The 15928-nt window shown below is 26.4% G+C and carries 13 protein-coding genes; 11 read left to right on the plus strand and 2 right to left on the minus strand.

Annotated features, from left to right (window positions below; translation table 11 throughout):
* Window positions 1-66: 66 nt before the first annotated feature.
* The 3 genes from cmk to AC4FRL_RS02135 all read left to right on the plus strand — a co-directional run bounded on the left by cmk (window position 67) and on the right by AC4FRL_RS02135 (window position 2471).
* The gene (gene cmk, locus AC4FRL_RS02125; RefSeq protein WP_491138399.1) at window positions 67-720 is read left to right on the plus strand and encodes a (d)CMP kinase; all 654 of its coding nucleotides are present in this window, start codon (window positions 67-69) and stop codon (window positions 718-720) included.
* A gap of 1 nt (window position 721) precedes the next feature.
* Window positions 722-1570, plus strand: coding sequence for a 4-hydroxy-3-methylbut-2-enyl diphosphate reductase (locus tag AC4FRL_RS02130; protein WP_491138400.1), 849 nt, complete (start codon window positions 722-724; stop codon window positions 1568-1570).
* A gap of 106 nt (window positions 1571-1676) precedes the next feature.
* Window positions 1677-2471, plus strand: coding sequence for a GNAT family N-acetyltransferase (locus AC4FRL_RS02135; RefSeq protein ID WP_491138401.1), 795 nt, complete (start codon window positions 1677-1679; stop codon window positions 2469-2471).
* A gap of 77 nt (window positions 2472-2548) precedes the next feature.
* Here AC4FRL_RS02135 and AC4FRL_RS02140 read toward each other — a convergent pair whose 3' ends face one another.
* On the minus strand, window positions 2549-2698 hold the full coding sequence (locus AC4FRL_RS02140) for a hypothetical protein (protein ID WP_491138402.1): 150 nt from the start codon (window positions 2696-2698) through the stop codon (window positions 2549-2551).
* A gap of 136 nt (window positions 2699-2834) precedes the next feature.
* Here AC4FRL_RS02140 and AC4FRL_RS02145 point away from each other — a divergent pair, with 136 nt between their 5' ends.
* Window positions 2835-3407 (plus strand): hypothetical protein, encoded by a 573-nt coding sequence (locus AC4FRL_RS02145; protein ID WP_491138403.1) that lies wholly within the window; start codon window positions 2835-2837, stop codon window positions 3405-3407.
* Window positions 3408-3445: 38 nt separating this feature from the next.
* On the opposite strand, the gene AC4FRL_RS02150 is transcribed toward AC4FRL_RS02145, so the two are convergent.
* Entirely contained in the window at window positions 3446-3838 is a 393-nt protein-coding gene (locus tag AC4FRL_RS02150) for a DUF5684 domain-containing protein (protein ID WP_491138405.1), read from the minus strand.
* A gap of 328 nt (window positions 3839-4166) precedes the next feature.
* Between AC4FRL_RS02150 and AC4FRL_RS02155 the strand changes: the two genes are divergently transcribed.
* The 7 genes from AC4FRL_RS02155 to mutS all read left to right on the plus strand — a co-directional run bounded on the left by AC4FRL_RS02155 (window position 4167) and on the right by mutS (window position 15920).
* Entirely contained in the window at window positions 4167-5147 is a 981-nt protein-coding gene (locus AC4FRL_RS02155) for a linear amide C-N hydrolase (RefSeq protein WP_491138406.1), read from the plus strand.
* Between the two features lie 177 nt (window positions 5148-5324).
* Complete coding sequence (gene miaB, locus AC4FRL_RS02160; RefSeq protein ID WP_491138408.1) at window positions 5325-6668, plus strand: tRNA (N6-isopentenyl adenosine(37)-C2)-methylthiotransferase MiaB; 1344 nt, start codon at window positions 5325-5327, stop codon at window positions 6666-6668.
* A 386-nt stretch (window positions 6669-7054) separates the two neighbouring features.
* On the plus strand, window positions 7055-8668 hold the full coding sequence (gene ppcA / locus AC4FRL_RS02165; RefSeq protein WP_491139515.1) for a phosphoenolpyruvate carboxylase: 1614 nt from the start codon (window positions 7055-7057) through the stop codon (window positions 8666-8668).
* 404 nt (window positions 8669-9072) lie between these two features.
* Window positions 9073-9660: a hypothetical protein gene (locus AC4FRL_RS02170; RefSeq protein WP_491138409.1), complete on the plus strand. Its 588-nt coding sequence runs from the start codon at window positions 9073-9075 to the stop codon at window positions 9658-9660.
* 343 nt (window positions 9661-10003) lie between these two features.
* The gene (pflB, locus tag AC4FRL_RS02175; RefSeq protein ID WP_491138410.1) at window positions 10004-12238 is read left to right on the plus strand and encodes a formate C-acetyltransferase; all 2235 of its coding nucleotides are present in this window, start codon (window positions 10004-10006) and stop codon (window positions 12236-12238) included.
* A 138-nt stretch (window positions 12239-12376) separates the two neighbouring features.
* Complete coding sequence (pflA, locus tag AC4FRL_RS02180) at window positions 12377-13084, plus strand: pyruvate formate-lyase-activating protein (RefSeq protein ID WP_491138411.1); 708 nt, start codon at window positions 12377-12379, stop codon at window positions 13082-13084.
* A gap of 139 nt (window positions 13085-13223) precedes the next feature.
* Window positions 13224-15920 carry a DNA mismatch repair protein MutS gene (gene mutS / locus AC4FRL_RS02185; RefSeq protein ID WP_491138412.1) on the plus strand — a complete coding sequence of 899 codons (2697 nt, stop codon included), beginning with the start codon at window positions 13224-13226 and terminating at the stop codon, window positions 15918-15920.
* Window positions 15921-15928 lie beyond the last annotated feature (8 nt).

Consider the following 15928-nt stretch of genomic DNA (forward strand, 5'->3'; position numbering starts at 1 on the left):
CTTTGTAGTAAACTAAAATAGAGTATATATTTTAAAGATGTTTTTAGGAGAAAGGACTTAAAAGTTATGAATGAAATAATTACAGTTGCTATTGATGGTCCAGCAGGAGCTGGAAAGAGTACTATTGCTAAAATAATAGGAGAAAAATTTAATTTAATGTATATAAACACAGGCTCTATGTATAGAGCTGTTACTTTAAAGGCCTTAGAAAATAATATTTCAGCTTTAGAAGTTGATAAATTATTAGTTATGATAGATGGAATGGATATGCACTTTGAAAATGATGAACTTATATTAAATGGTGAAAATATAAATTCATTAATAACTATGCCTAATATAAGTAAAAATGTTTCAGCTTATGCTTCAATAAGGGAAGTTAGAGAGAGATTAGTTAATCTTATGAGAAAGATGGCTTTAAAATATAGCGTAATAATGGATGGAAGAGATATTGGAACAGTTGTATTAAAAGATGCTACATTTAAATTTTTCTTAACTGCAAGTCCTGAAGAAAGAGCAGATAGAAGATATAAAGAACTTATGGAAAAAGGCGTAGAAGTTAACTATGATGAAATATTACAAGATATAATAAAGAGAGATTACCTAGATTCTAATAGAGAAGTAGATCCTTTAAGAAAGGCAGAGGATGCTATTGAAATTGATACTACTGGAATAGATATAATGGGAGTAGTTGAAAAGATATCTAGCTATATGGAGAGATAATATGGAGAGAAATGTAATTTTAGCTAAAAACGCTGGATTTTGTTTTGGAGTAAAAAGAGCAGTTGATGAAGCTATAAAATATCAAAAAGAATTTAATAAAAAAATTTATACTTTAGGACCTTTAATTCATAATAATGATGTAGTTACTTATTTAGAGGATAATAATATTTTTGCAATTGACCTTTCAGAGGCTGATTCCTTACAAAAAGGTGATGTTGTCCTTATAAGGTCTCATGGTGTTAAAGAAAGTGTAATAAATGATTTAACAGAAAAAGGATTAATAGTTAAAAATGCTACTTGTCCTTATGTAACTAATATTCAATTAAAGGTTAAGAAATGTTATGAAAAAGGATATAAAATAATAATTATAGGAGATGAAAATCATCCTGAGGTAATAGGCATAAATGGATGGTGTAATGATTCTGCTATAATAACAAATGGTAAGAAAGAGCTTGAAAATATTCCACCTAAAGTTTGTGTTGTTTCTCAAACTACTGAGAAAAAGGCAACATGGAATAAAGTTTTACAAGAAATAGTTGATAAAAGTAAGGAAATAGTTGCATTTAATACTATTTGTTCTGCTACTGATGTTAGACAAAAGAGTGTACAAGAACTTTCACAAGAAGCAGATTTAGTTTTTGTTATAGGTGGAAAAAATAGTTCAAACACAACTAAACTATATGAAATATGTAAAAAGGAATGTCCTAAAACTTATCATATAGAAAATGTTAAGGAATTAGATGAAAATTTATTAAAGGATGAAAATCTTAAAACTATAGGAATTGCTGCTGGGGCTTCTACCCCTGATTGGATAATAAATGAAGTAATTACTAAGGTTAAAGAACTTTAATTTTAAATATAGTCCTACAATTTATTTATAATTACTTTATACTACTGGTATTAAACTGGAAATTGTTTTATACTTATAATATATGACATAGTTTAGGAGTAGTAGTATGAATATAGTTAGATTTAAGTTGTGGGATTATTTTAAATATGCAAAAACTTTAAATTTATCCTTAAGTCGCCTTTATTTAAATTATTTTTTAAAGGTAACTTATAAGAATAAAGTTTGTATGTTATGGGAAATAAAATATGTGTCAAATTTTAATGCCTATATAAAAAGAATTATCAATATTGATAATGATAGAAATTGTATTGAAGATAAAGAAGTATTTTCTGACTTTAATATAAAAAAATATATATATGAAACATTAGAGGAAAATGAGGAATTCGCTTTGAAAAATTATGGGTTTGAAAAGAGGTCTTCTAATATAATGTTAAAAATGAATATTTGTGATTTTAATAAATATAATGAAGAAAATTTTGAGTTTGCTCCCTTTATTAAAGGGCAAGATGAAGAGGTTAGATGTAAGATTCAAAATGAAATTTTCCATGAAGAAAATAGAATTCCTTTGAAAACTAGAGATATTGTATATGAGTGTAATAGAAAGGCTTTTTTAAAAGATTTAGCTTTTTTTGAATTAAAAGATAGTAATATAATAGGCTATGGTCAGGTATTACTTTTAAAAAATAAATATACTATTGCAAACTTTGGAATTTTAGAGGAATTTAGAGGCAAAGGTTATGGGGAAGCCTTACTTATACACATATTAAATCAAGCTAAAATAAAGGGATTACAAGAAATTTACATTAAAGTTAAAGAGGACAACTTAAAAGCTTTAAATCTTTATAAAAAGTTAGGATTTAAGGAGTATTCAAGAACGAACATATTTGAACTATTAGGATAAACTAAAAATAAAACTTACTAATCTATTTTAAAATGATTGATTTAATCTTCTTAAAAAGATTGGTAAGTTTTATTTTTTTATAAAAGTGTATCTGTTGGAACATAGGAAACCTTTGTTTTAAATACACTATCTGTTAAGTGATTGCTATAGTAAGCTCTATCGCTTAATTCTAAGCTTGAACCTTCTTCAGTATTATTATTTTTTTCTACCTCTTTTAAATCGTACATAAAATTTCACCTCCTTTTTAAATAGTATTATCAATTTTTTGTAATCTTATTAAAGGAGATGAAATATTTTATATAGACAAATTTATTTTATTATTATATAATAATTATTATCAATTAAAGAATGAGGTGCTTTTTTATGGAAAATAAAATTAGCTTAGTATATGAAAATGGAGAGTTTACTGTTTATATAAATAATGAAGTTGTTTCAGTTAATAAATACATGGATAATGCTTTAGAAAAATTTACTCAAACAGTACATAATAATGCAACACCAAAGTCTATTAAGTGGGAAAATATAGAGGAAGATTTAAAAGGATTAAATTTAGAAGATTTAGAAATAAATAGTGAATTTAAAACTTTAACTTATAAAGATATGAAGTATTTTTACAGTACAGATAAGATATTTAATATGCATGGTGGAAAAATGCAACCTTTATTAGGGGGATATCAATTATTTTCTTTTATAGTAAAAATGCTTTCTGAAAAACATTTAGATGATTATTTAGATATATTAAACTTTTGCGAAGATATATTAAAATGTAAAGTTACTTATAGAACTCCAGGAAGTAATTTTATAGTTTCTAGTCCTGCTTTTAACTATGGTTCAGCTTCTTATGATTTTGCAACTGGAAAAATTAATAAGGGAGCTTCAATTGAAAAAATGTCTTTTGAAGATTTTAAAAATTATATATTTGAAATAATAAAATAACCTTTGGCATTGCCAAAGGTTTTTTTATTTATTAAAGATTAATAATCTTGATACTCATAAGGAATATTTCCTACAAATCTTCTGTTTGTTAAAACTATGTACCAGAAAGTTAAAAAGGCAATAAAGGAAAATATAATTCCTAAAATTGTCATTAAAATACCAAAGCCAAAATTTCTAAGAATCTTATAAAAAACTATAAAACAAAAAATAAAGTTTATTCCAGGAATTAAGTAAAGTATTCCCCATAAATAAGATAATCCAGCTAAATGTAGCATTTGAAATTCTCCAAGTACAGGTATAAACATTAACCAAGAATTTTTCAAATTAGCTCTCTTTGCCATTACATAACTTGGATAAATTCTTATTAAATATAATATGAAAGCAACTATAATTCCAAAGTTGTTATAATCATATAATTCATGAAAGTACATAAAACCCCTCCTTTTTATAAGATTATATCATAAATTGAATAAAAAATTAAAAGGATATGAATATATTAAATAATAAAGACATAAAGACTTAAAATAAATTATTTTATAAATTTAATAATATTTATTTAAAGCACTTTAAATTTATAAAAATAAAAAAATGATATATTATTAATAAAAAGTTTTTTAGATAATTAGTACTTTTCTAAGAGAAGTTAAAAAAATCTTAAATTTTAATAGAGATGTGTAAATTTAGGATAAATTGACAATAAATCTTTGGATATATATTCTAAAAATATAAATTTAATATTATTTTTAGGAGATGATTAAAATGTGTACTCACATAAATATTTCAAGTGTTAATAATAATTTTTATTGGGGAAGAACTTTAGATGCACCCTTTAATCCTTTTGAGGTTAATTCTAAGGTAACAATTGTTCCTAAAAATTTCACTTTAGAAACTGAAAGTACTCCTTGGAAAACTAAATATGCTTTTTTAGGAATAAATTTATCAGGTTCTACATTATTTTTTGATGGAGTTAATGAAAAAGGCTTAGCTGGAGGACTTTTATTTTTTAAAAGATGTACATGGGATAAAAAAGAGAATATAGAAAAAGAAGGGCTTATACCTATTAATAGTGGTGAAATAGTTACTTGGATTTTAAGTAATTTTGAAAGTGTTAAGGAGATAAAGGAAAATATAAATAAGGTTGTAGTAACTTCTGATGATATTCCTTCCTTAGGAGACCTTGGAAAAGGAAATCCTATTACTGCTCATTATACCTTTACAGATAAAATTGGAAATTCAGTTGTATTAGAACCAACAAATAATGGTCATTTTACTGTTTCTGATAACAATGTAGGAGTTCTTGCTAATGACCCAGCTTTTGATTGGCATATGACTAATTTATCAAATTACATTGAAGTTCAAGGTGTTAATAGTGAAGGAGATAAGCTAAATAATAAGACTTTTCTAGCTCCTATTTCAAACGGTTCAGGAATGTTAGGTTTACCAGGAGATTATACTTCCCCATCAAGATTTGTGCGTGTAGCTTATTTAAGAAATCTTATAGGAGAAATTACTGATAAGGAAGCACCAGCAAGGGTTTTTAGTATTTTAAATTCTGTTTGGGTTCCTAAAGATGTTGAACGTTTTTGTGAAAATAAAAATTATTCAGATTTTTCAAGTTATATGTGTGCATATGACCAAAATTTAGGTAAATTATATTTACGTACTTTTAATACTGTAGATACAAGAGAATTTTCTTTAGAAAACTTAAAAGAAGGTAATATTGTAACCTATGATATTTAAAAAATAATTTTTACATATAAAAGTCTTATTTTTAAGACTTTTTATTTTTTTATTACAAAATTTAAAGAAAGTTAATCTTTTAAGTTTATATAACAAGATTTAAAAAATCTATCTTTTAATAAAAATAAATTTTATGCTATAATACAACAGATAAGAATTTAAATTGGAGGAAATGAAATGACATTAGAAAATAACATTGATAAAAAACTTTTCTGTATTTCTACATACGGATGTCAGATGAATGAAGAAGATTCAGAAAAACTATCAGGGATGTTAAAATCTCAAGGATATGAAAGAACTGAAAATAAAGATGAAGCTTCTATCATAATCTTTAATACATGTTGTGTAAGAGAAAATGCTGAAAACAAGGTTTTTGGTAATCTTGGACAACTTAAACAATTAAAAAAGAAAAATCCTAATTTAGTAATAGCAATTTGTGGATGTATGATGCAACAAGTAGGTATGGCAGACAAAGTCTTAAAAACTTTCCCTTACGTTGACATAATATTTGGAACACATAACGCTCACAAATTTCCTGAGTACTTAAATAGAGTTCTTCAAGAGGGAGTTCAAGTTAAGGAGATACTAAACAAAGAAGAAGGTATTGTGGAAGGATTACCTATAGATAGAAAAAGTGATGTTAAAGCTTTTGTTACTATCATGTATGGATGTAACAACTTCTGTACATACTGCATAGTTCCTTATGTTAGAGGAAGAGAAAGAAGTAGAAAATCTGAAGATATCATAAAGGAAATAGAAGACTTAGTATCTAAGGGATATAAAGAAGTAACTTTATTAGGCCAAAACGTAAATTCATATGGAAAAGGCTTAGAAGAAGACATAGATTTTGCAGGTCTTTTAAGAAAAGTTAATGAAGTTGAAGGTTTAGAGAGAGTTAGATTTATGACATCTCATCCTAAGGATTTAAGTGATGATGTTATAATGGCTATAAAAGAATGCGATAAACTTTGTGAACAAGTACATCTTCCTGTTCAAAGTGGTTCATCAAGAATATTAAAAGAAATGAATAGACACTATGATAGAGAATATTATTTAGACTTAGTTAAAAAAATTAAGGCTGAAATACCAGATGTTACTTTAACAACTGATATAATAATTGGATTCCCAGGGGAAACTGAAGAGGACTTTTTAGATACTTTAAGCCTTTGTGAAGAAGTTGGATATGATTCAGCATTTACATTTATATATTCAAGAAGAAATCATACACCAGCTGATAAAATGGAAAATCAAATTCCAGATGATATAAAACATGATAGATTTAACAGATTAGTTGAAGCTATAAATAAAAAAGTTATCTTAAAAAATAAAGAATATGAAGGTAAAGTTGTAGAAGTTCTTGTAGAAGGACCAAGTAAAAATGATGAAACTAAATTAACTGGAAGAACTAGAAATGGTAAATTAGTAAACTTCCCAGGAGATGCTAATTTAGTTGGTAATTTAGTAAATGTAAAAATTTTAAGAGCACAACCTTTCTCATTAATAGGAGAAATAGTAGAATAATAAAAAAAGATATGTCTTATTTAAGACATATCTTTTTTTATTATAAGTTTTATATAATATATAAAAGGTAACTTAATATAAATTATATTTTATATAAAGGATAAAAATTTATAAATTAATATATACTATTTAGGAATAAGACAAATAGTAAGATAAAATTTAAATATAGTCGAATTATAATTTAAATTTTGCTTAAAATAATTCGTTATTAAATATGCTTTAAAGTTTATTATTTTTTTATTGAAAGTTTTCTTGCAACTTTTAAAATGAAAGTGCTTTTTTAAAAAAATTGCATTTTTATTTTATAAATACTTGATTTTAATAAAAAGTTGCAATATAATTAACTTATGAATTTCATTTTGAAGAATTAAAAAGGGGGACTTATGATGAAGATACCTTGTTCAATGATGACACAACATCCGGATAACGTAGAAACATATATTTCGATACAACAAGAGCCAGAAGAGGCAATAAAAGGATTAACACCACAAGAAAAAGGTGGTTTAGGCATAGAGGAAGTAATGATAGATTTTGAAGGTAAGTTAACACCTTATCATCAAACATCACAAATAGCTTTAGGATTAATTTCAAATGGAATAATTCCAGGAAAAGATGTTAGAGTAACTCCTAGAATACCTAATGCTAATAAAGAGTCAGTATTTAGACAACTTATGAGTATAATGTCTATAATTGAAACAAATGTTCAATCAAAGGAATTAACAGGAGTTCCTGCTATATCTGAAGTGGTTGTTCCTATGATAGAAACTGGTAAAGAAATTTCAGAGTTTCAAGATAGAGTTAATTCTGTAGTTGATATGGGGAATAAGAACTACAAAACTAAATTAGATTTAAATAGTGTTAGAATAATACCTTTAGTTGAAGATGTTCCTGCCCTTGCAAATATAGATAAAATATTAGACGAACATTATGAAATAGAGAAAAGTAACGGGCATATTTTAAAAGACCTTAGAATAATGATTGCAAGATCTGACACAGCAATGTCTTATGGATTAATTTCAGGAGTTTTATCAGTTCTTATGGCAGTTGATGGAGCTTATAAATGGGGAGAAAAGAACGGCGTAACAATAAGTCCAATTTTAGGATGTGGTTCTCTTCCATTTAGAGGACATTTTTCAGAGGAAAATATAGATGAAATACTTGCTACATATAGTGGAATTAAAACTTTCACATTCCAATCTGCATTAAGATATGACCATGGCGAAGAAGCGACTAAGGAAGCAGTTAGAGAGTTAAAAGCAAAAATATCACAGTCAAAACCTAGAAACTTTAGTGAAGAAGATAGAGATTTAATGAAAGAGTTTATAGGAATTTGCTCAAAGCATTATCTTAAAACTTTCTTAAAGGTAATAGATACAGTTTCTTTTGTTTCTGATTTTATACCTAAAAACAGAGATAGATTAACTAAAGCTAAAACAGGCTTAGAATATAATAGAGAAGTTGCAAACTTAGATAATGTAGCTAATTTAGTTAAAGATGAAGTTTTAAAAGCAGAAATACTTAGTATAGATAATACAAAAGAATATGCAGTTCCAAGAGCTATTTCTTTCACAGGAGCTATGTATACTTTAGGAATGCCACCAGAACTTATGGGTATGGGAAGAGCTTTAAATGAAATAAAGACTAAGTATGGTCAAGAAGGAATAGATAAGCTTTTAGAAATTTATCCAATATTAAGAAAAGACCTAGCTTTTGCTGCTAGATTTGCAAATGGTGGAGTTTCTAAAAAAATTATAGATGAAGAAGCTAGACAAGAATATAAAGAAGATATGAAATACGTAAATGAAATATTAAATCTAGGATTAGATTATGATTTTATAAACGAAAATGAATTTTATCATACTTTACTTAAAACTACTAAGCCAATAATTATGCATCTTATGGGACTTGAAGAAAATGTAATGCGTAATAGTAAAGAAGAACTTAAAATCTTAAATGAGTGGATAGTAAGAATGGGTAAAGTAAGAGGCAGTATAGGTTAAAAACTATAAAGTATAACAGCTAAATAAATATTGTAAAAAAATAAGAAAGCATCTATTATTAATTTATTACTTAATAATAGATGCTTTTATTTATTTATAAATAAAAAAGATATAAATCTTAATATTTATAAAGTTTAATTTAAAGGTTTACATAATATACATAATTTGTTAACATTAAAGTATAAAGTATTAGTGGGGTGGTTATTTATGTTTCAAGAATTTATACCCATAAAAATTAAAAGTTTAAGTTTTAAAAGCAAAACATAAAATTAAATTTTTAAGCTTTATATTTATAATTCTTATCTTACTATCTTTTAGTTAAGAAGATTTAGTTATGAGCTTATATTATTTAATTAAATTCTAAACTACCATATTAAATCAGTTTAATAAAGGGAGGGTTATTTATGGATTTAAATAAACTAAAAGAAAATAATATAAGGGAACTAGAAATAGAACAATGTAGAAAAGAAATAGATAAGACAGTTAGAGAATTACTAATAATTAGAGATAAATTTTATAAGGCAAAGGAAGATTTTTTTAAAAAGGAGACTAAAAAAATAAATGAGTTTTTAACAGAGGATTTAAATTTTTTTAAGGATTTAAAGGGAAAAGAACTTATTTATAGATTAGAAAATGAGGAGGTTTCTGAAGTAAGAATTACCTTTTGCAATGATTATATAAAGATTCAAAATAAAGAATATAGATTTTTAATAGATAGCGATTTTGATTTATGTAAATTAAATTGGAGTATAAAAGAAGATTTTGGCTATGAACATTTAGATAGAGGTTATAAAGTAGAAGGAAGAGAGGAGTGGAATAAAGAGTTAAAAGATTTAAGATTAGTGAAAAAAGCTTATGAAGAAACAGATATTGAACTTATGAGATTAAATGGCGATATATTTTTCTTTAAAATAGAAGATATAGCTACTTCAAGAAAATTTAAGGTTAAATCCTTAGTAGATTTTATAAGAGAAGAATTAGAAAATTTATAAAATAAAAAAATATCACTAGATTTTTCTAGTGATATTTTTTATTTTAAATTAATTATTAAAAAAATACATAAATTACATTTAAAATATTTTTTGGTAAAATTATGATTAATTTATTTATATTTTATTAAGTATATGAAAATTTTGAATAATTATTATTTATATTTTCTTAAAAATACCTTATAATTTAATTGATTATTTTATGAAACTCTTTAAAAATTAACAATTTAACAAAAAAATTCCTATAATGTATTGAAAATGATTATCAAATACTTTACATGGAAGATTAAGTGTGTTAAATTTAAATTGATAAAGATTTTCAATTAATAAATAGGGGGTAGACCGTATGTTTAAACAATGGGAAGGCTTTAATGAAGGAGTATGGCAAAAAGGTATAGATGTTAGAAACTTCATTCAAAAAAATTATACTGCATATGAAGGTGATAAAAGTTTCTTACAAGGGGCAACAGAAAGAACAGAGGCAGTTTTAGAAAAAGCTCAAAAATTAATTATAGAAGAAATTGAAAAAGGCATCATAGATGTGGCTACTGATAAAGTATCAGGAATAGATAACTACGAGCCAGGATATCTAGATAAAGATAATGAGGTTATTGTAGGTTTTCAAACAGATGCACCACTTAAAAGAATAGTTAATCCTTTTGGTGGAATGAGAATGGTTGAAAGTTCATTAAAAGAATATGGATATGAGTTAAATGAAGATATAAGAAATCATTTTAATGCTTATAGAAAAACTCATAATCAAGGAGTATTTGATGCATATTCAGCTGAAACAAGAGCTGCAAGGTCTGCAGGTCTTTTAACTGGTCTTCCAGATGCTTATGGTAGAGGAAGAATTATAGGTGACTATAGAAGAGTTGCACTTTATGGTATAGATTATTTAATAGAAGAAAAGAGAAAAGACTATAAAGAAATTTCCTTTGAAAGTGAAGGTTCTGTTGAAGAATATATTCAGTTAAGAGAAAATGTTTCAGAACAAATAAGAGCTTTAGAAGCTATGAAATCAATGGCTTTAAAATACGGTTTCGATATATCTAAGCCTGCAGCTAATGCAAAGGAAGCAGTTCAATTTTTATATTTTGGATATTTAGCTGCAGTTAAAGAAAATAATGGGGCAGCTATGTCTTTAGGAAGAACTTCTACTTTCTTAGATATATTTATAGAAAGAGATTTAAAATTAGGAATATTAACTGAAAAAGAAGCACAAGAGTTAATAGACCAATTTATTATAAAATTAAGATTAGTTAGACATTTAAGAACTCCTGAATATAATGACTTATTTGCAGGAGATCCAACTTGGGTAACTGAAGGAATTGGAGGAATGGGCGTAAATGGAAAGCCTTTAGTAACTAAAAACTCCTTTAGATATCTTCAAACTTTAATTAATTTAGGACCTGCTCCAGAACCAAATATGACTGTTTTATGGTCAGATAGATTACCAGAAGGCTTTAAAAAGTTCTGTGCAGAGGTATCAATTAAAACAGATTCAATTCAATATGAAAATGATGAATTAATGAGACCTATGTATGGTGATGATTATTCAATAGCATGTTGCGTATCTGCTATGCAAATTGGTAAGCAAATGCAATACTTCGGTGCAAGAGCAAACTTAGCTAAAGCTTTACTATACACTATAAATGGTGGAGTTGATGAAAAGTCAGGAAAGGTAGTTATAAAAGGACTAGAGCCAATAAAAGATGAATTTTTAGATTATGATAAGTTAAGAGCTAATTATGATAAAGTTTTAGAATATGTTGCTAAGCTTTATGTAGATACTATGAATGTTATACATTATATGCATGATAAGTACGCTTATGAAGCAGGACAAATGGCTTTACATGACACTCATGTTAAAAGATTAATGGCCTTTGGTGTAGCAGGATTATCTGTTGTAACTGATTCTTTAAGTGCTGTAAAATTTGCAAAGGTTAAACCAATAAGAGAAAATGGAATAGCTGTAGATTTTGAAATAGAAGGAGATTTCCCTAAGTATGGAAATGATGATGATAGAGCAGATGATTTAGCTGTAGAAGTAGTTAAAAAGTTCTCAAGTGAACTTAAAAAACATCCGCTATATAGAGGAGCTAAGCATACATTATCAATATTAACTATTACTTCAAATGTAGTTTATGGTAAGAAAACAGGCTCAACTCCAGATGGAAGAAAAGCAGGAGAAGCTTTTGCACCAGGTGCTAACCCAATGCATGGAAGAGATAATAGTGGTGCTTTAGCAAGTTTAAACTCAGTTGCTAAAATTCCATACTGTGAAGTTTGTGAAGATGGTGTATCTAATACTTTCTCTATAGTTCCAGATGCTTTAGGGAAAGAGGAAGAATCTAGAATAAATAACTTAGTAGCTATTATGGATGGTTACTTTAAGCAAGGAGCACATCACTTAAATGTTAATGTGTTTAACAGAGAAACTTTAATGGATGCTATGGAACACCCTGAAAAGTATCCAACATTAACAATTAGAGTTTCAGGTTATGCTGTTAACTTCAATAGATTAACTAGAAATCAACAATTAGAAGTTATAAGTAGAACATTCCACGACTCTCTATAATTTTATATAACAATTAAGAGTGTATAAGGTTTATTAAAAACTATAGATATTATAATTAATTTATAATATCTATAGTTCAAATTAAGAATTAACCTATACACTCTTTTTGAAATTTTCCATAAGGAGGAGTATTAGAATATGGTTAAAGGAAGAATTCATTCCTTAGAAAGTATGGGATTAGTTGATGGACCTGGCATAAGATTTGTAGTTTTTATGCAAGGATGTGGTATAAGATGTGCCTTTTGTCATAATCCAGACACTTGGTGTAAAAATAAAGGTACTGAATATACTGCAGAGGAGCTTATAAATAAAATTAAAAGGTATAAAACTTATTTTAATGCCTCTGGTGGAGGGATTACTTTTTCAGGAGGAGAACCACTTCTTCAACCTGAATTTTTATTAGAATGCTTAAAATTATGTAAAAATGAAGGAATACATACAGCTTTAGATACCGCAGGAGTTGGACTTGGAGACTATGAAGAAATTTTAAAGTATGTTGACCTTATATTGTTTGATGTAAAGGAAACTGATAGTGAAAAATATAAAAATTTAGTAACTGTTCCAATAGATAAGTCTTTAGAGTTTTTAAAGATAGCTCAATCTATGAATAAAAAAATGTGGATAAGACATGTTGTTATTCCAGGCTATACAGATAATAAAGAAGATTTAAGGAGAATTAAGTCTTTTATAGATACTCTTAATAACGTAGAAAAGGTTGAACTTTTACCTTATCATGTTTTAGGTGTAAATAAATATGAAGTTTTAAATATTCCTTATAGATTAGAAGGAGTTCCACCTTTAGATAAAAAGTGGTTAAAAGACCTTGAAAAAGAAATATTTAATTAATATAATTATTTAGATAAAAACTAAGGCCTAAAATTAGGCTTTAGTTTTTTCTTACATAAAAAATATGCTAGAATAATTATTATGACATAAAAATATAATTTAAAATTTTAGTATATAGATTTGATGGAGGTACTTTAAAATGGCTTTAACGCCTATGATGCGTCAGTATTTTGAAATAAAAGAAAATTATAAAGATTGTATATTATTTTTTAGACTTGGGGACTTTTATGAAATGTTCTTTGAAGATGCAGAAATTGCTGCAAGAGAATTAGAACTAGTTCTTACAGGGAGAGATTGTGGCTTAGAAAAAAGAGCACCAATGTGTGGAATACCCTTTCATGCCTCTAATTCATATATAGGAAGATTAGTTTCTAAGGGATATAAAGTTGCAATTTGTGAGCAAGTAGAGGACCCTAAGGTTGCTAAGGGGATTGTAAAAAGAGATGTTATAAAGGTAATAACTCCAGGAACTTATACAGATTCATCTTTTGTAGAAGAAACAAAAAATAATTACATAATGAGTATATATGTAGATTCAAAAATAGACAGATGTTCTCTTGCTATAACAGATATTTCTACAGGAGATTTTTTAGCAACAGAGGGCAAATTTGAGAAGGGAATTATTTTAGATGAAATGTCTAAATTTAATCCAAAGGAAATAATACTTTTAGATTCTTTAGATAATAATCTTATAAAGGATATAACCTTAACTACTTCTGCATTAATAAGTAGAAAACCCTTAGAATATTTTGAGGAAAATTTTGAGGAGAATTTAAATTCTCAATTTGGAGAAAAATCAAAATCCTTAAGTTTAATTATAAAAAAATCAAGTAATGCTTTAGTTAAATATATATTAGATACTCAAAAAATAAGTTTAACTAATATAAATGATATTGAAGTTTATAGCTTAGTAGATTTTATGACAATAGATTTAAGTTCTAGAAGAAATTTAGAACTTACTGAAAATTTAAGAGAAAAGAGTAAAAAAGGTTCTCTTTTATGGGTTTTAGATAAAACAGAAACCTCTATGGGGAGCAGAATGCTTAGAAGATGGATTGAAGAACCTCTTGTAAATAAAGAAAAAATAAAATTAAGATTAGACTCTGTTGAAGAATTATTTTATGATATTTCTTTAAATGATTCTTTAAAGGAAGCTTTACATGATATTTATGATATAGAAAGAATTTTAGGTAAAATTTCAAATAAAAATGCTAATGCTAAGGATTTAATAGCATTAAAAACATCTATAGGGAAAATACCTAAGGTTAAAAAAATTATAGAAAATTGTAATTCAAAGCTTTTAAAGGATTATTATAAAAATATAGATGATTTAAAAGATATATATGACCTTTTAGAAAAATCAATAAAAGAAGACCCTTCTTTAACTTTAAAAGAAGGTGATTTAATAAAAGATGGCTTTAATAATGAAGTTGATGAATTAAGACTTGCTAAAACTAATGGTAAGGATTGGATATCTAATTTAGAAAGTAAAGAAAGAGAATTTACTGGTATAAAATCATTAAAGGTAGGGTTTAATAAAGTATTTGGTTATTATATAGAAATTTCTAAAGCTAATTATAGTTCTATTCCAGAAGGGAGATATATAAGAAAGCAGACTCTATCAAATGCAGAAAGGTTTATAACTTCAGAACTTAAAGAAATAGAAGAAAAACTTTTAGGGGCAAGTGAAAAGCTTTGTTCTTTAGAATATGATATTTTTATAGATATAAGAAATGAAGTGGAAAATCATATAGATAGATTAAAAGCTACAGCTAAAATAATTTCTGAATTAGATTGTTTAAGTAATTTAGCTTTTATAGCTTTAGAAAATGACTTTATAAAACCATCTATTAATGAAAAGGGTGAAACGATTATAAAAGATGGAAGACATCCTGTAGTAGAGAAGGTAATTCCTAAGGGAGAGTTTATTCCAAATGATACTACTATAAATAAAGAAGATAATCAACTGCTTATAATAACAGGACCTAATATGGCTGGTAAATCAACTTATATGAGACAGGTTGCAATTATAACTTTAATGTGCCAAATAGGTTCCTTTGTTCCAGCTAAAGAAGCTAATATAAGTATAGTGGATAAAATATTTACTAGAATTGGAGCCTCTGATGACTTAGCTGGTGGAAAAAGTACTTTTATGGTTGAAATGTGGGAAGTTTCTAACATTTTAAAAAATGCTACAGAAAATAGTTTAGTTCTTTTAGATGAAGTTGGAAGAGGAACAAGTACCTATGATGGATTAAGTATAGCTTGGTCTGTTATAGAGTATATATGTAAAAATAAGAATTTAAGATGTAAAACGCTTTTTGCAACTCACTATCATGAATTAACTAAATTAGAAGGAGAAATTAAAGGGGTTAAGAATTATTCTGTAGCTGTTAAAGAAGTTGATAATAATATTATATTTTTAAGAAAAATAATAGAAGGAGGAGCAGACCAATCTTATGGAATTGAGGTTGCTAAACTTGCTGGTATTCCAGAGAAAGTAATAGCTAGAGCTAAGGAAATCTTAGAAACGCTTGAGAGGGAATCTTCTAAAGAAAACTTAGCAGAGGTTTTTAAGGCAGAAAATGAAAATAAATCTTCTAATAATATAGATAATAGAGAAGAAGATAATTTTGATTTAGAAAGTTTAGATAAAGAGGTTGCTTTAGATAAAAATACTCTTAAGGAAGATAATCAATTACAATTAGATTTTTCTGCTATAGAAAAAGATAATTTAATAAAAGAACTTTCAAAAGTTGATATTTTATCTTTAAATCCTATGGAGGCTATGAATAAATTATATGCTCTAGTTAAAGAAGCTAAAGATTTACTTTAGCAAGAAGG

This window comes from Clostridium sp. TJA032, from assembly GCF_058310275.1.